Genomic DNA, 21,477 nt, shown 5'->3' with positions numbered 1-21,477 from the left:
CATGAGTCTGTCTTGGATTTCGGCTGCCGATCGCCTAAGCTCTTTGCCTCAGTACGTGTTTGCTCGATTGGAAGAGCTAAAAGCCAATGCCAGAGCGCAGGGCATTGATCTGATCGATCTGGGCATGGGAAACCCAGACGGAGCGCCACCCGCCCCGATCGTAGACGCAGCCATTAGAGCACTCCAAGACGCTCAGAGCCATGGGTATCCGCCCTTTGAAGGAACGACGAGCTTTCGGCGGGCGATCACCAATTGGTATGGGCGGCGCTACAACGTGACTCTCGATCCCGATGGCGAAGCCTTGCCCTTGCTTGGGTCGAAAGAAGGCTTAACCCACCTCGCCCTGGCATATATCAATCCGGGCGACCTGATTTTGGTTCCTAGCCCTGCCTATCCGCCTCATTTTCGCGGTCCGTTGATTGCAGGAGCCGAAATTTATCCATTGGTGCTCACCGCAGAAAAGAACTGGTTGATTGATCTGGCGGCGATTCCAGATGCGATCGCACAGCGCGCAAAAATCCTCTATTTCAACTATCCAAGCAATCCCACAACGGCTACTGCCCCCCGCGAGTTTTTTGAAGAGGTCGTGGCGTTTGCCCGCAAGCATGAAATTTTGCTGGTTCACGATCAGGCATACGCCGAACTGGCGTTTGATGGCTATCAGCCGACCAGTTTGCTCGAAATTCCGGGAGCGAAAGACATTGGCGTAGAGTTTCACACCCTATCTAAGACCTATAATATGGCAGGCTGGCGGGTTGGATTTGTGGTCGGAAATCGACATATTATTCAAGGCTTACGCACCCTCAAAACAAACCTCGATTACGGCATTTTTGCCGCCCTGCAAACCGCCGCAGAAACCGCTCTGCAATTGCCAGACCAGTATGTATTTGAGGTGCAAGAACGCTACCGCACTCGCCGCGATTTTTTAATTGATGGACTCGCAGAACTGGGCTGGTCGATTCCGAAACCCAAAGCCACGATGTATTTGTGGATTCCGTGCCCGGTGGGCATGAAATCTGCCGACTTTGCCCTCGCGGTGTTGCAGCAAACCGGGGTGGTGGTGACGCCCGGAAATGCGTTTGGTGGCGGCGGTGAGGGCTATGTTCGGATTAGTTTAATTGCAGAGTGCGATCGCTTAGGCGAAGCGATCGCACGCCTCAAGCAAGCCAATATTCGCTACGACATGTCAACCGTCGCTGTTTAGATGAACCCGTTTTCCCCCAGCCTACCTCCCTTTTTAGTCCTTGATCGCGCTCTCACAGACTGGCTCTTGGAGGATATTGGGCGGGGCGATCGCACCACTCAAAGCCTATCGGATGCTGGCACTCAACACCAAGCGCTGTGGATCGCCAAAGAAGAGGGCGTAATTGCCGGACTGCCGATCGCGGCGAGGGTGTTTTATCTGCTGGATCATGCCGTTACGTTTAGGAGGCTGGTGTCGGAGGGAGAGCGGTGTCAGAGTGGGCAACCGATCGCCGAACTAGAGGGCGCGTTTGCTGCCCTGCTTACCGGAGAGCGGGTCGCGCTCAACCTAGCCATGCGACTGAGCGGCATCGCCACCCTAACTCGAACCTACGCCGACCAGATTGCTGATTTGCCCACTCAGCTTGTCGATACCCGGAAGACAACACCGGGCTTGCGGCTTCTAGAAAAATATGCCACCCAAGTTGGCGGGGCGGTGAATCATCGGTTGGGACTTGATGATGCGGTGATGATCAAAGATAACCACATTGCGGCGGCAGGCAGCATAGAAAATGCGATCGCCCAAGTCCGCGATCGCATTCCCTATCCGCTGACGATTGAAGTTGAGACCGAGACCTTAGCCCAAGTAGAAGCCGCGCTCCAGCACAACGCCGACATCATCATGCTAGACAATATGCCCCTAGAGGTCATGCGTCAGGCGGTGCACATCATTCGGCAAGCAGGTGAGCGAGTCAAAATCGAAGCCTCTGGAAATGTGACGATCGAGACGATTCGCGCGATCGCCGAAACCGGAGTCGATTTCATCTCCAGCAGCGCCCCCATCACCCGATCGCCCTGGTTAGATTTGAGTATGCGATTTAAGGTTTAGAAATAAAATGCACCCAAAAGCTGCCATCTGCTATGCACAGGCGAGAAATTAAATTGTACGAGTAGTGGATATACTCGCCTTTGTTGTCATACCAACCGGGTTCATTGCGATCGTAGCCCCAAGAATGCCACTCCCCGTAGGGATCGTGAATCAAAAACCCCGTGGCGTCATATCCTGCCGCGACCACGATGTGACCAAAACTTGTGAAATAGCCGTGAATCACCGCAGGGTTGCCCTCGGCTAGCCAGCTTTTGAGGCGATCCACCTTGGCGTCTTTTCTGAAAACATCGCGGCAGCCATACATCTCAACCACCCGCGCCAGATCTTCAGGATGGTGACGGCGCAACCCATACCATTCCATCTGCTCATAAAGCTCATCTTCAAACTGACCCTGACTTTTGCGACGGGGGGCACCTAAAAAATCTAAGCACATAGCCAGTGAGGTGACGTTGCACGAACCGTTGGGGTTAAGCCGGTTGTCGCGCTGCGATCGGTAGCGAATGGGCAGCTTTATATGATCCGGCAGTGGCTTGGGAAACACCAGAGTCTGCTCGTGGTTTACTTGGATGTGCTTGCCAAAAGCGTACCAAGCATTGGTGTCTTTGAAGGTGTTTTTAGCGAAAAAGCAGCGAACATGATCGTGTTCAACCGAGTAGGAATCAAGTTCAAATTCTTCTCCAGCAGTGATCGGTTGTTTCTGGTTATCGGCTAACTCAGACGATTGAACGGGCTTTTGTTTTAAGGTAGTTGCACTCAGAATTTTTAGGGTTAAAGTCATGGACTGTCCTTCAGATGAAATCAAGTTGAAATCGCGAAGGGGTGACACACCGTTTTTCTAGCATTCCCCCAGTTGCCTAAATGTTATAGATGGGGTTGACTGGGGAAAAGCTTGCTCAAACGATAACGGTGCTGGATCATAGATAAGCTGGGTCGCTATGGTAAGAGAGACTCTCGCCCCCTTCTGGCTAAATGATTATGAACGCAACGATCGCTGATCTAAAGAACCGTTTTGAGGATGCTCTAGTTACCGCCTTTGGTGACGAAGTGGCAGGCATCGATCCACTGCTGGTGCCTACGAGCAACCCAAAGTTTGGGGATTATCAGTCCAATGTGGCGATGGCGTTGGCGAAAAAACTAGGGAAAGCCCCGCGTGCGATCGCGGATGAACTCGTCCAAACCCTGGATTTATCTGATCTGTGCGAACCGTTAGAAATTGCCGGTCCTGGATTTATCAACATCACGCTGAAAACCGAGTATTTGCAGGCACAATTGGCAGTCATGCAGCGCAGCGATCGCTTGGGCGTTGAAACTGCCGAGTCGCCCCAGCGCGTGATTGTAGATTTTTCTAGCCCCAACATTGCCAAGGAAATGCATGTGGGGCATTTGCGATCGACGATTATTGGCGATGCGATCGCCCGAGTTTTAGAATTTCAAGGTCAGGACGTTTTACGGCTCAACCATGTCGGCGATTGGGGGACGCAGTTTGGCATGTTGATTACCTATTTGCAAGAAGTCTGTCCTGCCGCGCTGACTACGGCTGATGCATTAGATTTGGGAGATTTGGTTACATTTTACAAAAAAGCAAAGCAACGATTTGATGACGATCCAGCCTTCCAAGAAGCAGCACGACAGCAAGTTGTTACATTACAGTCTGGCGATCAGAAAAGCGATCGCGCCTGGAAACTATTGTGCAATCAGTCACGGCGAGAATTTCAGACGATTTATGATCTGTTAGATATTTGTTTAACAGAACGAGGAGAGTCGTTTTATAACCCATACTTGCAGGGCGTTGTAGACGATCTTGAGCAAGCAGGATTGCTGGTCGAAGATCAAGGCGCAAAGTGCGTTTTTCTCGATGGTTTTACCAATCGTGAAGGGGAGCGATTGCCCCTGATTATTCAAAAATCAGATGGGGGCTACAACTATGCCACCACTGACTTAGCCGCGATTCGCTATCGCATTCACACCGATGGGGCAAATCGGTTGATTTACGTTACCGATGTGGGGCAGGCAAACCACTTTGCCCAAGTCTTTCAGGTGGCACGACGGGCAGGCTGGATTTTGGACGGGGTAGAGGTTGTGCATGTGCCGTTTGGGTTGGTGCAGGGCGAAGATGGGAAACGGCTGAAAACGCGCTCTGGGGAAACCGTTCGATTGCGCGACTTATTAGATGAAGCGATCGCTCGTGCCCGCGCTGATTTAGAGACTCGCCTCAAAGAAGAAGACCGCCACGAATCGCAAGCGTTTATTGAGCACACCTCGCACATTGTGGGGATCAGCGCGGTGAAATACGCCGATTTGAGCCAAAACCGCACCAGCAATTACATTTTTAGTTTCGACAAAATGTTGGCACTGCAAGGCAACACTGCGCCATATATGCTTTACGCTTACGTCCGCATCCAGGGTATTAGCCGGAAAGGGCAGATTGATTTCGGCAACTTGGGAGCAGATATCAAGATTTTGCTGCACGAAGAAACGGAGTTTGCGTTGGCAAGACATCTGCTGCAATTAGACGAACTGATCGGGCAAGTCAGCCAAGAGTTGATGCCCAATCGCTTGTGTCAGTATTTGTTTGAGTTAAGTCAGAAATTTAATCAGTTCTACGATCGCTGCCCGGTCTTGCAAGCAGAAGAGCCGACCCGCACCTCGCGGCTAGTGTTATGCGACCTCACAGCGCGGACGTTAAAACTGGGATTGTCATTACTTGGCATTCAAGTCCTAGAGCGGATGTAGGAAGACTGCGATACTATCCCTGTAGTCCTGTAGAAAATACGTTGAGAAAGAATGTCTAATCTGCTTATTCAGCTTCTAGCGATTGGCTTGGCGGCAGGAGTTGCGGGAGGAGTATTTGGAATTGGGGGCGGAGCAATTATGGTTCCAGCAATGGTTTTGTTATTGGGAATGGATCAAAGATTTGCAACGGGAACATCGATTGCTGCACAAATTCTTCCGATTGGTATTCTGGCGGCGGCGGTGTATTATCGGAGCGGCAATCTTAATATCAACCATGCGATCGTGATTGCCATCGGTCTTCTGATTGGCAATTTTTTTGGGGCGGTATTTGCCAATCAGCCTTACATCAGCAGCAGCACGATTAAGACCCTTTACGGGCTATTTCTAATTGGCATCGGAGTGCGGTATCTCTGGATTCGATGACGGGGCAAATAGCGCCTGATACTCCTGCTCGGTGATCACGTCTTGAGGGTTTTCAACGCGATCGAGAAACACAATGCCGTTGAAATGATCGAATTCGTGTTGAAAAATACGCGCCACAAAATCCGTAAGCTGAGTTTTGTGAGCATGACCCCTGCGATCGCAGTATTCAATCTCGATGGCTTGATATCTAGGCACCTTGCCTCGGATTCCCGGAATGCTGAGACAGCCTTCCCATCCGATTATGGTTTCGGTAGAGTGAGACAAAATGCGGGGGTTGAGCATTGGCGTTGGCTCCATGGTTGGCGCGGTTGGATAGCGAGGGCTGGGGCGCGATGCCACGATCATCAGTTGCAACGGCTGAGCCACTTGAGGTGCAGCAATTCCAACCCCATTGGCGTGGTTCACCGTTACCAATAGCTGATCGATCAGGGTTTGAATGTGCTCGTCTTGAATGGTTGCGATCGCATGGGCAGTTTGTCTTAACATGGGATGCCCAAGCTCGACAATTGTTAAGCCTTCCATAGAAAATGCTCCTGATGAGGGTTCCTATTCATCAAACTTTATCGAATAGTAGATGAACGGGCAACCTCTACGCCAGAGAGCAAGACGTTTGTTAGTCAAAGCATTCCAACTCGCGATCACGATTGGCTAGTCTTGATCGTCACATTATGTATAGGTTGAATAACATTAAAAAACATAGCAGCAATTTAAGAGTGCGATGCTAAAAACAAGATTAGAATTACATCTTAGCGAATTAGTTCGCGAACGCGATCCTTATTTTGCAACCCAAGGACATTTTTATGTTCAGCAATATATTCGTCAACACTTTGAGCAATGGGGAACCGTTAAATCCCACCTATTTAAAGTTAATGGTAGAACTCATACTAATTTCATTTTGGATCTTCCAGCCGCAAGATACCAACAGCGTCTACCGATTCTAATTGGTGCTCATTATGATGCTGTTCCTGGCTCTCCGGGCGCAGACGACAACGCTACAGGAGTAGCAGTTTTGCTAGAAATGGCAAAAGCATTTTGCGAGCAACCCGCCCGATCGCCCATTCGCCTCGTTGCGTTTGACATGGAAGAGATTTACACGCAGTCTGACACGTTTGGAAACACGCAATATGCGATCGCACTCAACGGCGAACCGCTTCGGCTGATGATTGCCTTAGAAATGCTTGGTTATGCCACTGCTCAGCCCCATTCCCAACGCTATCCGGCGGGGTTAGAGCGGTTCTATCCGTCTCAAGGTAACTTCATTGCACTGATTGGAAATTTACCGACCATTCCAGATTTAATTCGTCTGAGTCGCGTGATGCGGCGGGTCGGAGTTGGGGCAGAGTGGTTGCCTGCGGGGCTAAAAGGGCAGATCATACCTTCTACCCGCCGGGGGGATCATGCCGCATTTTGGGATCGGGGCTACCGCGCGATCATGGTGACCGATACCGCAGACTTGAGAAACCCAAACTATCACAAACCCAGCGATCGCATCGAAACGCTCGACCTCAATTTTCTCACTCAAGTTTGTCAGGGGTTAATCAACGGTATCCGCCTGCTGTAAGCGATTCTAGCCTGCGGGTCGTTGACCCCTCACGAGACCCTAATACCAAATCAATTAATCATTGCTACAAATGCTTGAGAAGATCCCTCGAAACAGGGAAAGCAAGAGCAGGGAGGCGATGCTTTAGAGCTTGGCAAAGCCCATTTCTGTGAAGGTGCGCTCTGCGCTAATTGCCCTGTCTGTTCAATCCATCCATGCCTCGATTCAGTATCTTCCCTAGTTAATTTATGCTATTGACTCGTTCATTCAGTATCTTCCCTAGTTAATTCATGCTATTGACTCGTTCATTCAGAAGATTGGGCGACTGTTTTCTGGAATTGACCCATCGAGGGCAGTCCTGCGATCAGAATGGCTATTCGACGCCACTAGAGCATTTGACCTCATCCGTAGCAGGCAGTGTTTAAATTGGTATTAGGCTTCGGCATCTAGGGCTTTTAGGCGGGGCAAGATTGACTGAAAGGCTCGTCCTCTATGGCTTACCTCTTGTTTAAGGGCGGCAGGCATTTCGGCGAACGTTAACCCCTGGTCGGGGACATAAAAGATAGGATCGTAGCCAAATCCCCCCTTTCCGCGCGCCGCCGTGAGAATTTCACCCAGACAAATTCCCTCCGTTTGCAGCGCGATCGCGCCATCCGGTTGAGCCACGGCGATCGCACACACAAACCGGGCTGAGCGATCGCCGTGGTCGCCCAACTCTCGCAGTAGCCGATCGATGCGATCGCCATCAGAGAGCCCATATCGCGCCGAGAAAATTCCTGGTGCATTGTCCAACGCCGTTACTTCGAGACCCGAATCATCGGCGATCGCCCAGTTTTGGGTTGCGATCGCAACCTGCGAAGCTTTCAACGCTGCATTCTCAGCGAACGTCGTTCCCACCTCATCCACCTCAATCTCCGGCGGCTTCAGCTTCAGTTCCCACCTCAATCCTTCAAGATAGGGCTGAATCTCCCGCAGCTTACCTGGATTGCCCGTCGCCACCACCAATACAGTCATCGTCATGTTCCCCTAAGCGATCAGCACCCTATACCCTATCGCTTTCCCTGATCCAATGCTGAAACGCTTGCCAACTTAAAATATCGTGCAACAAAGTTTGATACCCCGACACGTTGGGATGCAATCCATCGTCCGTAAATTGCGTCTTGCTCCACTCCAACCCGCGAGCCATCCATTGATCAAACAGATCAAGATAGGGAATGTGGCGTTCTGCACAGGCAAGCCGAGTCGCCTCTTTGTAGCGATATTGATCTGCGTGGTTGTAATATAGGCAGTTTAGAAATGGCATTTGTGCTTCATCAACCGGGATCATGCCAACAAACAAAACAGGACACAATCGACAAGCGCGATCGAGCAGCGCTGCCATGTCAGATTGAAACTGGTCAAAATCGGTGTAGTTCTTGCCGTCGGGTCGCCCCAATCGTGGCGAATCGTTTACCCCAACCGACAGAATAATTAGATCCGGAACCCGATTTCGCAACTCGCCTCGGCTCTTAAATTCGTCTTCTAACCGAGCCGAAACCTGCCGGACTCCATCCCCCCGCACCCCCAAGTTATAAAGTGCATGATTCGCTCCCCCCGGCGTCATCCACTGCCGCCTTAGCCGCTCAACCCATCCACCCCCCACCGGGTCACCAAAGCCATACACTAAGCTGTCTCCCAAGGCTAACAGCCGCAGGGAAGCTTGCAAGGTGTGGGGACTGTTGAGTTGAGACAGAGAAGCAAGCATTTGCATGAAACCGGATGAATTAGGGATGGGGCTATACGCTCAGCGTTCAAAGAGACAGGGTTCAAAACGAGTTACTCGGACTTTATCACCATCAATTGGCATTTTCAAAACTTTACACAAGCTTCAAGCAAATGTCACCCCTATAATCTAATTAAAGACTGCATTCTTCACTCTCCAACTTTCTACTATGGCAAAATCTGGCTCTCTCCATAAGCGTCCAACCTTTGACACAGTTCAGTTAATGCGTCGTGCTGATGACCTGATTAACGCTGCCTCTAACCGCTATCGCATCACCGTTCAAGTGGCGAACCGGGCTAAGCGTCGGCGCTTTGAAGACTTTGATAGCGGCGAAGATCCAATGATGAAACCCGTCATGCGGGCAATCATCGAAATGTCCGACGAATTGACTCAGCCAGAGATTATCGGCGAATAAGGTAAGGTTTAGGGCGAGGTGAAAATGCTATTCATCTCGCTTTTTTAGACGTTCAATCAAGACCGGAGTGCCTGAGACGATGAAGCAATCGAAGCTAATGTTGCTGCTAGGGTTGATGCTGCTAACGTTCGGGGTGGCTAGCTGGCGTCCTTTGTCCGTTATTGCTCGTGAAGCGATCGCTCCGCAGGTTCAGATCAGTACTCATCTGAATTTTGCTTTCCCTAGCAAAAAGACGCAAACGCTTCAACTCGGTTCACCCCTTCTTTTGGCGCAAACAGACCCCGCGCCCACCAATGCCACCCCTTCCGGACGAGTCCGAATTCAAGAAGTGTGGCGGCAAGTTTACGAACGGTTGCCCAACTTTCCTTTAGAAAATCAGTATGTCAACCGACAGACTAGAAAGGTCGATGCAACCAATACGCTCGCCAGTCGCCTGATTCGCTATCACTACTATGTCAAGGGGCGACCGGTCAATTATCGCTTGGATTGGAAAGTGACGTTGGCAGATTATTTGGGCATCAATGAGCCGATCGATGCGTCCACCTATCCCAGTGCAGATAATCTAGAGCAAAATCCGCTGGAGCGCGATCGCGACGCTCTGACTAAGCTCGATCGTCACCAGAGAAACGCTCTCATCCAAGCTTTGGTCGATAGTTTCAGCCCGTCAGACCAAGGAGCATCAACACCTGCCGCTTCCCCAGCGCCGCGACTCCTCAGCACGCCGCCGAGCCAGCCCTCATCCGGCGGAGCGCAATTATTGAAATAAAACCCTATGGCACGACTGCTTAAAACTGGCTCAGGGTGGCGAATCGGCTGGGACTCAAGTGCTCCCAAATTTAAAGGATTAGTAGGAGCCGACGAATGGGCAGTCGAATTAACCGAAGCCGAGTTTCATGATTTCTGCCGCTTGCTCACGCAACTCAGCCAAACCTTACAGCACACAGCAGGCGAATTAATGGATGAAGAAAAAATTGCCTGTGAGCTAGAGAGTTCTCTAGTTTGGCTTGAGGCGGAGGGGTATGCCCATGCTTACACGCTGCGGCTAATGGTGTCGTCAGGTAGGAAAGCTGAGGGGGCTTGGGCTGCAACCGCCGTAATAGGGTTACTGCAAGCCGTTCACACCTTGGATGTCTTCTAAAATTTGATGGAACCCGACACTGTGTGATATAGTGATCAAGCGCTAAACGCAGTTCTTCGAGACGTTGCTCTTTACAGTCTGCGTATAATGCAAGATTCGGGGCGTAGCGCAGCTTGGTAGCGCACTACTTTGGGGTAGTAGGGGTCGCAGGTTCAAATCCTGTCGCTCCGATAGAAGCAAGACCCGCTCTGGTAGCGGGTTTTCGCTTTTCTGGCGGGTTCACTGGAGCGATCGTCATGCGTGCGTGGAAGGGATCGCGGCGACCGGTTGATGGGGTGTTGCGCGGCATGATTGGGGCGGGTGTCAGCAAGCTAGTGTTTGGGCTGGGACAAGTTCCCCAAGTGTGGATTCCAGCACAGTTTTGCTCCTCGTTCAATTTTCCGGTGATGAACAGTTGTGATACCGCGATTTGGATGACCACCGTTGAGCCGAGTTTGCAAGGGCGCATGTTTGCGATTCAATCCTTGATGTTTCAGCTTGTGAGCCTGATCCCTGATTGCGGGACCACTCGCCGATCGCGTATTTGAACCCTTGATGCAGTCTGATCGCCCGATTGCAATTAGCCTCAGTTCTGTTGTTGGCACTGGCGCAGGATCAGGCATCGCCATTGTTTACATCCTGAGTGCGATCGGCTTAATCGCTATTGGTATATATGGATATGGGAGTCCGAGCAGTTATTGGAGTCCGACTGAACTGGCAGACAGCAAGCGAGCGGTTCAGAAGTTAAATTAATATTGGTCAGATTAATCGTATTTTTCTAAACTCCACACCCCCGACAGATTACGCGACAGATTACGATTGTTCACAATTACCGCCAACCCATTAGCGAGTGACAGCTTATGACCGTTGCAAACTCCGTTCAAATCAAGTCTCCTTTGGCTGCGGAAGAACTGCAAAAGCTAGATGCTTACTGGCGTGCAGCAAACTATTTATCGGTCGGACAAATTTATCTACGGGACAATCCTCTGCTGAAGCAACCCTTAACGATCGAGCAGATTAAACCCAGATTGCTCGGACATTGGGGCACAACGCCAGGATTAAATTTTATCTATGTTCATTTCAATCGATTGATCAAGCGTTATGACCTCAACACCATTTATATTTGTGGTCCTGGGCACGGCGGTCCAGGGATGGTGGCAAACACCTATTTAGAAGGAAGCTACAGCGAGCGATATAACCGCATCACTCAAGACGAAGAGGGCATGAAACAACTGTTCTTACAGTTTTCCTATCCGGGGGGGATTCCTAGCCATGCGGCCCCCGAAACGCCCGGTTCGATCCATGAAGGCGGTGAACTCGGCTACTCGTTAGCTCATGCTTACGGAGCCGCGTTTGACAATCCTGATCTGATGGTGTGCTGTGTTATTGGCGATGGAGAAGCCGAAACCGGGGCACTAGCAACTAGCTGGCACTCTAACAAATTTCTCAACCCAGAGCGCGATGGGGCAGTGCTGCCGATTTTACATCTCAATGGATATAAAATCGCAAATCCAACCGTTTTGGCACGGATGAGCGATCGCGAACTCGAAAGTTTATTTGTTGGCTATGGATATAAACCTTACTTTGTAGAAGGCGATGATCCGGCAATGATGCATCAATTGATGGCAGGAACGCTTGATGAAATCGTGGCTGAAATTCAGGGCATTCAGCGAGACGCCAGAACCCACGGATTTAAACAGCGATCGCAGTATCCGATGATCATTCTAAGAACGCCAAAAGGATGGACAGGCCCGAAAGAAGTAGACGGACTGCCGATCGAAAATACTTTCCGCTCTCACCAAGTTCCGCTTGCCAAACTGGGAAGCAACCCAGAGCATTTGAGGATGCTAGAAGCGTGGATGAAGAGTTATAAACCCGAAGAGTTGTTTGATCACACTGGCAAACTTAAACCAGAGCTTGCAGAACTCGCACCGAGCGGAGATCGGCGCATGGGGGCAAATCCTCACGCCAACGGCGGCTTGCTGCTCCAAGATTTGCGTCTGCCCGATTTTCGTCAATACGCTGTGCCCGTGACCGATGAAGGAACCGTTGAGACAGAATCGACGCGCATTCTTGGCGAGTTTCTCCGCGATGTGATGGCGCTCAACCTGGACAGTCGCAATTTCCGGGTCATGTCGCCGGACGAGAACAATTCCAACCGGCTCAACGCCATTTTAGAAGTCAGCGATCGCGTGTTTACCGGAGAGATCTTACCCATTGACGATCACATTTCCACCGACGGTCGGGTGATGGAAGTCTTGAGCGAACACCTCTGCCAGGGCTGGTTAGAGGGCTATCTCTTAACCGGACGCCACGGATTTTTCTCGTGCTACGAAGCGTTTATTCACATTGTTGATTCGATGTTTAATCAACACGCCAAGTGGCTCCAGACGTGTGAAGATATCGCGTGGAGATTGCCGATCGCATCGCTCAATTATCTGCTGACTTCCCATGTCTGGCGGCAAGATCACAACGGATTTACTCATCAAGATCCAGGCTTTTTAGATATTGTGATGAATAAAAAGCCCAACGTCATTCGCATTTATCTTCCCCCAGATGCGAATACATTGTTGTCAGTTGCGGATCACTGTTTACGCAGTCGTCAATATGTCAATGTGATCGTTGCGGGGAAACAACCCGAATTGCAGTGGCTCGACATGGAGAGCGCCATTAAGCACTGCACCGCCGGGCTTGGTATTTGGCAGTGGGCAAGCAACGACAGCGGTCATGAGCCTGATGTTGTGATGGCGTGTGCCGGAGATGTGCCAACCTTGGAGACGTTAGCCGCTGTAGATTTCTTGCGATCGCACTACCCAGATCTCAAGATTCGTGTGGTCAATGTGGTAGATTTGATGACCCTCCAACCCCAAACCGAGCATCCTCATGGGCTAAGCGATCGCGAGTTTGATTCGATCTTCACCGTCGATAAGCCGATCATCTTTGCCTTTCACGGCTACCCCTACCTGATTCACCGTCTCACCTACCGCCGCACCAATCATAGAAATCTGCATGTGCGCGGTTATAAAGAGGAAGGCACAACGACAACACCCTTTGATATGGTTGTGGTTAACGATCTCGATCGCTTCCACTTAGCCAACGATGTCATCGATCGCGTAGCAAAACTTAGAAACACAGGGGCATATACAAAGCAGATCATTCGAGATAAGCTGATCGATCATCAGCGTTACATTATTGAACATGGTGAAGATATGCCAGAAGTTCAAGACTGGAAATGGCAATATTACAGTGGTTCATCATCAGAAAAAAAGACGATTGAGCACGCTAGCAGTACCGAGTCGGCAATGGTTGGAGATGATTCGACTGCGCGATCGGCGGAGTGATTGGCAGGGCTGATGCATTGGCAGCGGATGGGAAACTAGATGAACCAGATGATGTTAGAACCGATCGATTGCCAACCAATTGCTGCCGAAAACATACTGAAACCTCATCTACCGAATCTGCTGCCAAGGACGAACCTTAGTTAAGACTTTCAAAATTTGCTGGAACCATCTGCCAAGGACGTAGAGCTATGAAAATCTTAGTGCTCAATGCAGGCTCAAGCAGCCAAAAAAGCGCCTTTTATGACCTTGCCGAACGCCAGTCAGATCAGCCTCTACAGCCGCTTTGGGAGGCGAAAATTGACTGGACTCACCGCGAAGGCATGGCTGAAATTGACGTGAAAACCAGTAGAGGAAAAACGCACCGCGAAGAACTCTCAGCCCGCGATCGCGAGTCTGCGATCGCGGCGATGTTCAACACTTTAACAAGCGGTGAAACTCAGGTTCTTGAGGATCTATCCGAAATTGAGGCGGTGGGTCATCGTGTTGTGCATGGTGGGCAGGAGTATCGAGAAAGCGTCGTGATTACGCCAGAAGTGAAAGCTGCGATCGCACGTCTTTCAACTTTTGCACCCGCTCACAACCCTGCCAATCTAGAAGGAATTGCAGCGATCGAGCATCGGTTAGGAACCGTCGTTCCCCAAGTTGCAGTGTTTGACACCGCCTTTCACGCTCAATTGCCCTTGCCCAGCGCGGTTTATCCGATCCCCTACAAATGGTTTGAGCAGGGCATTCGGAAATATGGATTTCACGGGATCAGTCACGAATATTGTGCAAATCGAGCCGCGCACCTCCTAAACCGAGCGTTAACAGAATTAAAACTGATTACCTGTCACTTGGGCAATGGGTGTTCTCTAGCTGCCATTCAAAATGGGCGGAGTATTGATACAACCATGGGCTTTACACCGCTCGACGGCTTGATGATGGGCAGCCGATCTGGCTCTATTGATCCTGGAATTTTGATCCATCTGATGCGGGAAGAACAATACTCAGTCGATGACCTGGATCATCTTTTAAACAAAAACTCTGGGCTAAAGGGCGTTTCGGGTCTTTCGTCGGATATGCGCCAGATTCAAGCTGCGATCGCAAATGAAAACAGTTCAGAAGCAGCGTTAGCATTTGAAATATACATTCACCGCTTGCAAGCTGGAATCGGTGCAATGATGGCAACGCTACGTGGGATTGATACATTAGTATTCACAGCAGGAGTTGGAGAAAATAATGCTGAGGTGCGATCGCGCACCTGCGAAGCCTTTCGTTTTTTAGGATTGAAAATAGATGCGGAAATAAATGAAAATCATCCAATAAATCAAGACATTGCAACTCCAGATTCAACGGTGCGAGTTCTGGTCATTCATACTGAAGAAGATTGGGCGATCGCCCAAGAAACCCAACGGATTTGTACGGTGTGATTTTTTGTACTATGTAATTTCTGTACTATGTAATTTATAGAAAGACTGTATTTTGCAAACAGTATAATCTCTCGTCCTGCGTCTAGATGGGGATTGATATAGAAACCAATATTCTGTGAAAAAACTCAATAGTTTGTCATTCGCTTAAACTAGTAAAGTGGTTAAACCAGAAGCCTAGACTTCTTTAAACTAGTACGTATAGTTTATAAGCGCGATTTTCGTTTTTAACAATGTATTTTTAACTGTGTTTTATACGACAAAAATAGCGTATGTCTGGCGTTTTACTTACCGTTATAACTTTCAATGTAATATCTTGTACCTAATGGGGTATATTCTGATATTTTTGAGACAGCAACGTTAGATTTGACGAGTTGGCTCTGTCTGTCAATTGCTGAAGATCTGAGATTCAGAACCCATAAAACATACTTTGCGGCTAGAGCATAGTCTCTATATAAAGAACCATGACTCAGCAATTTACTGTTCTAACTGTTGATAGTAGTCGTGAAAACCAACAGATTTATCGACGTTTTTTGCTAGACGACCTAGAGCAAGACTACTCAATTTATGAAGCGGTTTCTGCTCAAGATGGGTTAGCACACTGTCAGCATATGCTACCCGATGTTGTGTTGCTTAATGTTTCGCTACCTGACCAAAACGGGCTGCAATTTTTGGCAGATCTAAAAGCTCAATGCGGCGTCGATCTCCCACCTATTATTGTGGTTGCCTCTCACGGGGATGAGTCTCTCGCTGTAAAGGCGATTAAAGCAGGCGCACAAAACTATTTAGCTCTAGAAAGCATGACGCCAGAGCAACTTCGTTTGGCGATGCTGAGCGCCCTTCAAGTTGGGCACCTGCGACAGCAATTTTCCCATAGCCAGTTTGCTCTAAAAAGTACTGAAGATCGTTTACGGCTTGCCCTTGAGTCTGCCCATGTGGGCGCGTGGGAATGGAACTTAAAGTCAGGAGAGTTATCTTGGTCAGAAAATGTTGCGGCTGTGTTAGGTCTATCACCCGAAGCGTTTACCAAGACGTTTGAAGGCTGGCTTGAGTGCATTCATCCTAGCGATCGCGACTTGGTTGTGCAGCGATTTAATCAGGCAATAGAGACGCGATTGGTGCAAGGCGTAGTTCCGAAGGAATCGCAGTTGAGCAGCCGCTATCGTCTGGTTACTCCCTCTGGTGAGGTTCGCTGGTTGCACTGCAAAGGGCGGGTTGAATATGACGAAACAGGGCAACCAACGCGATTGGTAGGAATTACACAAGATATTACGGATCGCAAACAAATTGAACAACGGCTGAGACAATATGTAAGAGAACGGACGCAACTCTTGAAGCAAGAGCAAGCGGCTCGCGAAGAAGCTGAGATTGAAAATCATAGCAAAGATGAGTTTCTGGCTGTGGTGACCCATGAGTTGAGATCGCCGCTCAATGCCATTTTAGGATGGGCAAATCTGCTGCGTACGCGCAATCTAGATCTCACTGCTAGCGATCGCGCGCTTGAAACCATCGAACGCAACGCCAAGGCTCAGTCTCGCTTGATCGAAGACTTGTTAGATGTTTCTCGTATCATTCGCGGCAAGCTGCATTTGGCGAGGGTTGTAGTAAATTTACACTCTACGATTGAGACCGCTGTTGATGCCGTTCGGTTTTCTGCTGAACAAAAGCAGATCCAAATTGCCGCGATTAGCGCACCGCAAAACTCCGACAAAACGGCTCCCTCACCTGTGCGTGTAGCTGGCGATCCGAGCCGACTTCAGCAGGTTGTGCTAAATCTGCTGACTAACGCTGTTAAATTTACGCCTAATGGTGGGCAGGTGACGGTGGACGTCTCAGCACTAACGGAAGAATCGATGGCACAAATTATGGTCAGCGATACTGGAATTGGGATTAGCCCTAAGTTTTTGCCTCATGTGTTTGATCGCTTCCGGCAATCTGAGGACGCAGAAGTTGGAATGGGAAAAGGATTGGGATTGGGACTCGCGATCGTGCATCAATTAGTCGAACTCCACGGTGGGACAGTGCAGGTTAAAAGCGACGGGGAAGGAAAAGGAACAACGTTTACCGTAAAACTGCCGTTAGTTTCTGCTCAATGATTGGGCGGATCGTCTTCAAAACATCGAGCCACGATCGCAACCCTGGCAGCCTCGCAAGCTTATCCGTGTTTCAACACGCTGCCCAACAGATCAACCATCTGATCAATGTGATGCTTTTCTAAAATCAACGGCGGCGACAACGCAATAATATCCCCCGTTGTCCGAATCAATAGTCCTTGCTCAAAACACCGCACCATACACTCATAAGCCCGGACAGACGGCTTTCCTGGCAGCGGTTCCAACTCAATTCCGGCCACCAATCCTAAATTGCGAACATCAATCACAGAGGACAATTCCGCTAACGAATGCACCGCTTCTTGCCAATAAGGTGCTAACCCATTTGCCCGCTCAAACAACCCTTCCTCTTCGTAAATATCCAGCGTCGCCATGGCGGCTGCACACGCCAACGGATGCCCTGAATAGGTGTAGCCATGAAATAGCTCGATCGCTTGGTCTGAACCTTGCATAAAGGCGTCGTAAATGCCGTTTCGGGCAATCACGGCTCCCATCGGCACGGCAGCATTGGTAATGCCTTTTGCCACGGCTACTAAATCAGGCATGACGCCAAAATAGTCTGTGGCAAACGCCTTCCCCAAGCGTCCAAATCCGGTGATCACTTCGTCGAAGATCAAAAGAATGCCGTATTTTGTACAGAGCGATCGCAGCCGCTCTAGATATCCTACGGGTGGAATGAGTACGCCCGTTGAACCAGCAACAGGTTCAACAATCAGGGCTGCGATCGTAGATGGGTCATGCAGCGTTACGATGCGCTCTAACTCGTCTGCTAGGTGCTCGCCCCACCGAGGCTGCCCTTTGCTAAAGGCATTGTGCTCTAAATTATGAGTATGAGGTAGATGATCAACTCCGGGCAACAGGCTGCCAAAAAACTTACGATTGGGCGCAATTCCCCCCACCGAGATGCCCCCAAATCCGACGCCATGGTAGCCCCGCTCTCGCCCAATTAACCGAGTGCGGCTAGCGTCTCCTCGAACCCGGTGATAAGCCAACGCCACCTTTAGCGCTGTATCTACCGACTCAGAGCCAGAATTGGTGAAAAACACATGATTGAGATCTCCTGGTAGCATTTGCGCTAACCGTTCTGCCAGCACAAACGGACCGGGATGCCCCATCTGAAAAGTCGGAGCAAAATCCAGCGTAGCTGCCTGCTGCGCGATCGCATGAGCAATCTTGTCGCGGCAGTGCCCAGCATTGACGCACCATAGCCCTGCGGTTCCGTCTAGCACCTGCCGACCGTCTACCGTGGTGTAGTGCATATCTTGAGCCGATGCCATGAGCCGAGGCTTTGCCTTAAACTGGCGATTAGCTGTAAAAGGCATCCAAAAAGCCTCTAAACTTTCTGGCAGTGAAAATTGTGCAAGGTTTTGCATAGCGAATCACCCAGATGTAGCGACCCTTCACACCATACCGTAAATGGAGGCGCACCTTGCACGGCGCTGCTATCAAGAGCGACTCTTTGCCCCTGCTCTTGACCCATTCAATCACCCCTTAGTAAAAGTAAAGCGACCCATCAGTAAAGAGAAGCGCCCTGTTTGGCTGACATGGTAAACGCGATTAGCCTGCCGTTTTTTTGCGGGTTCTGCTGGCGGCTGTTTTGGTGGCAGGGGCTTTGGCGACGGCAGGCTTTTTGGCGGCTGTTTTGGTGGCAGGGGCTTTGGCGGCGGCAGGCTTTTTGGCGGCTGTTTTGGTGGCAGGGGCTTTTGCATCATCAGCCGTTTTCGCCTTGGCGGGCGCTTTTTCCATCGCGGCGTCCGACATTCCGTTTTGCAACGCTTCTGCAGGCAGATTTAGGGTTCTGCGGCGTCTACGAGTCTTGGTTTTGCCTCCACCGTCTTCTTTACGAGCAGAAGACAGATAGTATTTCAGCGTTGATGGGCTGATTTCCACACCCGTTTTCGATAGCATTTGCGAAACTTCGGTGTAGCTGTACCCTCGATCGAGTGCCACGGTGATCTGATCTTTGAGCAAGTTGATGGCTTCTCTCAATGACCAAATTTCTTTTGGTTTTTCGGGCAGGTCTTGCAACGAACTGGATGCCTGGGTGATTGCGTTCTTGGAAACTAGCGTTGATGTGGGTGATCGACGTTTTGTTGCTGCCATGGTTCTGTTCCTTGTTTCTGGGTAAAGTTGACAACTTTGCTTGATCTGCGCCCTAGTAAAGGGCTTTATGGTTGTGTTGCAGTTCCCCTCATGGGGTAGTTGCAGATGTAAACAGACTGCAAACCTTGCGTTACTCGCTGAGATCGATTGTTGAATTTCTGCTCTCAAGAGTGGTTCGCGATTCTACGAAATTTTTGACGCAAATCGCATCGCTGTTATCGCTGTCGCTGTCATTATAGAGACATTTTCTAATTTAGCACCAAAATTTAATAAATTTATGTTTGATTTGTCTATATTGACGTTGTGATTGCTTTGACGTTGGTGTTGGCAAGTCAGAGTTTGGTGCATGTTACTAGTTCTTAGCAGATGATCGCGGCGCTGATCGCTCTGCTTATTCCCGATGGGTTGGCGGTTGTGATCAGGTGAACTGTTGCAACAACGCATACAGCAACGGCGCAAAGATCAATGCAGGTAAGAAGGAGGCAATACTAAGCTGAGCGACTTCGAGAAGATTTAAGCCTAAGCCGATGATCATCAGTCCGCCAACGCCAGAGGTGAGCAGTATGGGAGGTGCGGTGGCAGGGTCAGGTAATGACTGGGCAAAGAACCCAGCCGCTAACGATAGCCCGCCTTGGTAGAGCAAAACAATGGCACTAGAGAAGGCAACGCCGATGCCATAACTGCTGCTCAGCGCGATCGCAGCAAAGCCGTCCATTGCTGATTTGATCGAGAGCACCGTGTTATTACCGGCTAAGCCATTGTTGAGGCTGCCAAGAATGGTCATTGGCCCCACACAAAATAAAAGACTGGCTGCTACAAATCCTTCGGTGAAATTACCGCCTCCCTTAACCCGGTGCTGTAGCCAGTTGCCCAAGGTGCGTAAATGGGTTTCGATTTGCCACCATTCGCCCAGCACTCCGCCTACTACGATCGCAATTAATCCAAGAATGATTCCATCAATATGTGCGGCTGGCACCTTGAGCAAACTTTCAGCCATGGTGACGCCTAAGAAGGTGGTAAGCAGCCCTAAACCTTGGGTAATGATGCGCTGCATTCTCCGAGGCAAGGCATCTTGCAGGAGCAGCCCTAGAAGGCTTCCTAAGAGGACGGTGATGAGATTAATCCAGGTTCCACTTGTTTTGTCCCATAGGCTTAGTGTGGCGGGGTAGATCAGCCATAGGGGAAGTAAGGGCATGGATACTAATCGTTAAAGTGATGAAGATGGTAATGCAGCGATCAGTGGCTTGGCTCTAGCTTTTTTGTGAGCGCAAGCAGCATGTAGGATGAATCATATCAAATAAATGAAAGCAGCCGTTGCTAAGGTGGGGCAGGGTTGGGCTTGGAGAGGCAGTTAACTTGCCACACTAGTGGTCTGTCAAGATTGAAATGGGGACTAGGAGGAGAGAGGGAAAGGCTAGTAATCAGAACCGTCCACCCATCAACTCAACGTTGACAATCTAGCTAGTAGCTCTACTTTGGTTGACAACACTAGAGGCTACGTTAGAACAATGGTTAGTAGACGGTTGAGAAAATCTAGCTCGTTCTCTGTTGCGCCACTGCTTGAAATCAACTTAATGAAGTATTGTGAATCGAAACTGAAACGCGAACTCCAATCAGTTGGGATGGCTTACCCGATAGAAAGGTGGAGCTTATTTTTCTGGCTGGCGGCTCAAAGAGGGGCAAGCTAAAGCTTTGAGTTTGTCAGCGTCATTCTTTATGGGTGTACATCCTACATCGGTATAAACCCTAGGTCTAATCCCTAGCAAAGTACAAGGTCTGATTTAGAGGCGGCTGAGCCTGCGTCGGAATCTATAGCACTTTTGCCATCTTGTACTGGACAAAGGTTGCACCCCGCCGCGTTACCTCCTGCTGGTTGACGACGGAAAACCCCATCCGTTGAAAAAATGGTTTTGCGGTGATGCTTGCTTCGGTGTGCAAGTGGCTGATTCCCAACTCTAGCGCCTTGGCTTCGATCGCGTGATAGATCTGGCTGCCTACTCCGCTGCGCTGATAGTCTTTATGGCAATAAAAACAGTCGATATGACCATCAGGTTCTAGCTCTCCGAATCCAGCGATCGCACCGTCATTATCTGCAACATAGGTGAAGCGGTTTGAGCAAACCTCTGCCCAGTTTCTAAAGTAGATATTGTCGGGTGCCCATGCTTTAACCTGATCGCTTGAGTAATCGTGAATGTTAATTTCCCGCACGGTCTGGTGAAACAACTGGGCGACTTGCTCAGCGTCTATTTTTTCAAACAATCGTATTTTCATTGCGATCGCATCTCCTCTATCTAGTAGATTGTCAACCTAGTAGAGTGTCAACGTTGAGTCGATGGGTAAATGGGTGGATGAGTCGATGGGCTAGATTCCTTCCCGACCCAGCCACCCATCCCCTCTCCACCCATCCCCTCCTAGTCCCTCACTTCCACCTTGACAGCCCACCAGAATGATGAGC

21 protein-coding genes and 1 tRNA gene are annotated in these 21,477 nt (G+C 49.9%); 14 read left to right on the top strand and 8 right to left on the bottom strand.

The window, feature by feature from the left end; translation table 11 throughout:
* The first annotated feature begins 1 nt into the window (after nt 1).
* Nucleotides 2–1,204 (top strand): aspartate aminotransferase, encoded by a 1,203-nt coding sequence (locus GS601_RS17140; protein ID WP_162424508.1) that lies wholly within the window; start codon nt 2–4, stop codon nt 1,202–1,204.
* Nucleotides 1,205–2,071, top strand: a complete 867-nt coding sequence (gene nadC / locus GS601_RS17135; protein ID WP_162424507.1) for a carboxylating nicotinate-nucleotide diphosphorylase — start codon at nt 1,205–1,207, stop codon at nt 2,069–2,071.
* Here nadC and GS601_RS17130 read toward each other — a convergent pair.
* Entirely contained in the window at nt 2,061–2,849 is a 789-nt protein-coding gene (locus tag GS601_RS17130; protein WP_162424506.1) for a C39 family peptidase, read from the bottom strand. The genes nadC and GS601_RS17130 overlap by 11 nt on opposite strands.
* Before the next feature lie 191 nt (nt 2,850–3,040).
* Between GS601_RS17130 and argS the strand changes: the two genes are divergently transcribed.
* Together argS and GS601_RS17120 are read left to right on the top strand one after the other, a co-directional pair.
* Nucleotides 3,041–4,804: an arginine--tRNA ligase gene (gene argS / locus GS601_RS17125; RefSeq protein WP_338017064.1), complete on the top strand. Its 1,764-nt coding sequence runs from the start codon at nt 3,041–3,043 to the stop codon at nt 4,802–4,804.
* A 51-nt stretch (nt 4,805–4,855) separates the two neighbouring features.
* On the top strand, nt 4,856–5,227 hold the full coding sequence (locus GS601_RS17120; protein ID WP_162424505.1) for a TSUP family transporter: 372 nt from the start codon (nt 4,856–4,858) through the stop codon (nt 5,225–5,227).
* Here GS601_RS17120 and def read toward each other — a convergent pair.
* Complete coding sequence (def, locus tag GS601_RS17115; RefSeq protein ID WP_162424504.1) at nt 5,189–5,749, bottom strand: peptide deformylase; 561 nt, start codon at nt 5,747–5,749, stop codon at nt 5,189–5,191. The genes GS601_RS17120 and def overlap by 39 nt on opposite strands.
* Nucleotides 5,750–5,945: 196 nt before the next feature.
* Here def and GS601_RS17110 point away from each other — a divergent pair, with 196 nt between their 5' ends.
* Complete coding sequence (locus tag GS601_RS17110) at nt 5,946–6,788, top strand: M28 family peptidase (RefSeq protein WP_162424503.1); 843 nt, start codon at nt 5,946–5,948, stop codon at nt 6,786–6,788.
* 411 nt (nt 6,789–7,199) lie between these two features.
* On the opposite strand, the gene rdgB is transcribed toward GS601_RS17110, so the two are convergent.
* On the bottom strand, nt 7,200–7,787 hold the full coding sequence (rdgB, locus tag GS601_RS17105) for an RdgB/HAM1 family non-canonical purine NTP pyrophosphatase (RefSeq protein ID WP_162424502.1): 588 nt from the start codon (nt 7,785–7,787) through the stop codon (nt 7,200–7,202).
* Nucleotides 7,788–7,809: 22 nt separating this feature from the next.
* The gene (locus GS601_RS17100; RefSeq protein ID WP_162424501.1) at nt 7,810–8,517 is read right to left on the bottom strand and encodes a GDSL-type esterase/lipase family protein; all 708 of its coding nucleotides are present in this window, start codon (nt 8,515–8,517) and stop codon (nt 7,810–7,812) included.
* 181 nt (nt 8,518–8,698) lie between these two features.
* Here GS601_RS17100 and GS601_RS17095 point away from each other — a divergent pair, with 181 nt between their 5' ends.
* From GS601_RS17095 to GS601_RS17055, 9 genes are all read left to right on the top strand, one after another.
* A complete protein-coding gene (locus GS601_RS17095; protein WP_162424500.1) occupies nt 8,699–8,944 on the top strand; it encodes a DNA-directed RNA polymerase subunit omega in 246 nt (81 codons plus the stop codon).
* Between the two features lie 79 nt (nt 8,945–9,023).
* Nucleotides 9,024–9,710 (top strand): hypothetical protein, encoded by a 687-nt coding sequence (locus GS601_RS17090; RefSeq protein ID WP_162424499.1) that lies wholly within the window; start codon nt 9,024–9,026, stop codon nt 9,708–9,710.
* A 6-nt stretch (nt 9,711–9,716) separates the two neighbouring features.
* Nucleotides 9,717–10,082: a DUF1818 family protein gene (locus tag GS601_RS17085; RefSeq protein WP_162424498.1), complete on the top strand. Its 366-nt coding sequence runs from the start codon at nt 9,717–9,719 to the stop codon at nt 10,080–10,082.
* 97 nt (nt 10,083–10,179) lie between these two features.
* A tRNA-Pro gene (locus GS601_RS17080) sits at nt 10,180–10,253 on the top strand.
* A gap of 65 nt (nt 10,254–10,318) precedes the next feature.
* A complete protein-coding gene (locus GS601_RS17075; protein WP_162424497.1) occupies nt 10,319–10,609 on the top strand; it encodes an MFS transporter in 291 nt (96 codons plus the stop codon).
* Nucleotides 10,610–10,613: 4 nt separating this feature from the next.
* Entirely contained in the window at nt 10,614–10,814 is a 201-nt protein-coding gene (locus tag GS601_RS17070; protein WP_162424496.1) for a hypothetical protein, read from the top strand.
* A gap of 107 nt (nt 10,815–10,921) precedes the next feature.
* On the top strand, nt 10,922–13,402 hold the full coding sequence (locus tag GS601_RS17065) for a phosphoketolase family protein (protein WP_162424495.1): 2,481 nt from the start codon (nt 10,922–10,924) through the stop codon (nt 13,400–13,402).
* 188 nt (nt 13,403–13,590) lie between these two features.
* On the top strand, nt 13,591–14,811 hold the full coding sequence (locus GS601_RS17060; protein WP_162424494.1) for an acetate kinase: 1,221 nt from the start codon (nt 13,591–13,593) through the stop codon (nt 14,809–14,811).
* Between the two features lie 461 nt (nt 14,812–15,272).
* Nucleotides 15,273–16,904, top strand: a complete 1,632-nt coding sequence (locus GS601_RS17055) for a sensor histidine kinase (RefSeq protein ID WP_162424493.1) — start codon at nt 15,273–15,275, stop codon at nt 16,902–16,904.
* Nucleotides 16,905–16,963: 59 nt separating this feature from the next.
* On the opposite strand, the gene aptA is transcribed toward GS601_RS17055, so the two are convergent.
* From aptA to GS601_RS17035, 4 genes are all read right to left on the bottom strand, one after another.
* Complete coding sequence (gene aptA / locus GS601_RS17050; RefSeq protein WP_162424492.1) at nt 16,964–18,292, bottom strand: omega-aminotransferase AptA; 1,329 nt, start codon at nt 18,290–18,292, stop codon at nt 16,964–16,966.
* A gap of 184 nt (nt 18,293–18,476) precedes the next feature.
* Nucleotides 18,477–19,022: a hypothetical protein gene (locus GS601_RS22990; RefSeq protein WP_202925161.1), complete on the bottom strand. Its 546-nt coding sequence runs from the start codon at nt 19,020–19,022 to the stop codon at nt 18,477–18,479.
* A gap of 418 nt (nt 19,023–19,440) precedes the next feature.
* Nucleotides 19,441–20,217 carry a DUF554 domain-containing protein gene (locus GS601_RS17040; protein WP_162424491.1) on the bottom strand — a complete coding sequence of 259 codons (777 nt, stop codon included), beginning with the start codon at nt 20,215–20,217 and terminating at the stop codon, nt 19,441–19,443.
* A gap of 614 nt (nt 20,218–20,831) precedes the next feature.
* Nucleotides 20,832–21,293 (bottom strand): GNAT family N-acetyltransferase, encoded by a 462-nt coding sequence (locus GS601_RS17035; RefSeq protein ID WP_162424490.1) that lies wholly within the window; start codon nt 21,291–21,293, stop codon nt 20,832–20,834.
* Nucleotides 21,294–21,477 lie beyond the last annotated feature (184 nt).

This window comes from Myxacorys almedinensis A (assembly GCF_010091945.1).
Lineage (GTDB): Bacteria > Cyanobacteriota > Cyanobacteriia > Leptolyngbyales > Leptolyngbyaceae > Myxacorys > Myxacorys almedinensis.
This window is presented reverse-complemented; position numbering and strand designations above follow the sequence as displayed.

Coding starts and splice junctions, on each gene's coding strand:
- GS601_RS17065 (WP_162424495.1), top strand. CDS start 10,922: ATGACCGTTGCAAACTCCGTTCAAATCAAGTCTCCTTTGGCTGCGGAA.
- nadC (WP_162424507.1), top strand. CDS start 1,205: ATGAACCCGTTTTCCCCCAGCCTACCTCCCTTTTTAGTCCTTGATCGC.
- GS601_RS17100 (WP_162424501.1), bottom strand. CDS start 8,517: ATGCAAATGCTTGCTTCTCTGTCTCAACTCAACAGTCCCCACACCTTG.
- GS601_RS17120 (WP_162424505.1), top strand. CDS start 4,856: ATGTCTAATCTGCTTATTCAGCTTCTAGCGATTGGCTTGGCGGCAGGA.
- GS601_RS17040 (WP_162424491.1), bottom strand. CDS start 20,217: ATGCCCTTACTTCCCCTATGGCTGATCTACCCCGCCACACTAAGCCTA.
- GS601_RS17055 (WP_162424493.1), top strand. CDS start 15,273: ATGACTCAGCAATTTACTGTTCTAACTGTTGATAGTAGTCGTGAAAAC.
- argS (WP_338017064.1), top strand. CDS start 3,041: ATGATTATGAACGCAACGATCGCTGATCTAAAGAACCGTTTTGAGGAT.
- rdgB (WP_162424502.1), bottom strand. CDS start 7,787: ATGACGATGACTGTATTGGTGGTGGCGACGGGCAATCCAGGTAAGCTG.
- GS601_RS17110 (WP_162424503.1), top strand. CDS start 5,946: ATGCTAAAAACAAGATTAGAATTACATCTTAGCGAATTAGTTCGCGAA.
- GS601_RS17060 (WP_162424494.1), top strand. CDS start 13,591: ATGAAAATCTTAGTGCTCAATGCAGGCTCAAGCAGCCAAAAAAGCGCC.
- GS601_RS17075 (WP_162424497.1), top strand. CDS start 10,319: ATGCGTGCGTGGAAGGGATCGCGGCGACCGGTTGATGGGGTGTTGCGC.
- GS601_RS17130 (WP_162424506.1), bottom strand. CDS start 2,849: ATGACTTTAACCCTAAAAATTCTGAGTGCAACTACCTTAAAACAAAAG.
- aptA (WP_162424492.1), bottom strand. CDS start 18,292: ATGCAAAACCTTGCACAATTTTCACTGCCAGAAAGTTTAGAGGCTTTT.
- GS601_RS17090 (WP_162424499.1), top strand. CDS start 9,024: ATGAAGCAATCGAAGCTAATGTTGCTGCTAGGGTTGATGCTGCTAACG.
- GS601_RS17140 (WP_162424508.1), top strand. CDS start 2: ATGAGTCTGTCTTGGATTTCGGCTGCCGATCGCCTAAGCTCTTTGCCT.
- GS601_RS17085 (WP_162424498.1), top strand. CDS start 9,717: ATGGCACGACTGCTTAAAACTGGCTCAGGGTGGCGAATCGGCTGGGAC.
- GS601_RS17095 (WP_162424500.1), top strand. CDS start 8,699: ATGGCAAAATCTGGCTCTCTCCATAAGCGTCCAACCTTTGACACAGTT.
- GS601_RS22990 (WP_202925161.1), bottom strand. CDS start 19,022: ATGGCAGCAACAAAACGTCGATCACCCACATCAACGCTAGTTTCCAAG.
- def (WP_162424504.1), bottom strand. CDS start 5,749: ATGGAAGGCTTAACAATTGTCGAGCTTGGGCATCCCATGTTAAGACAA.
- GS601_RS17035 (WP_162424490.1), bottom strand. CDS start 21,293: ATGAAAATACGATTGTTTGAAAAAATAGACGCTGAGCAAGTCGCCCAG.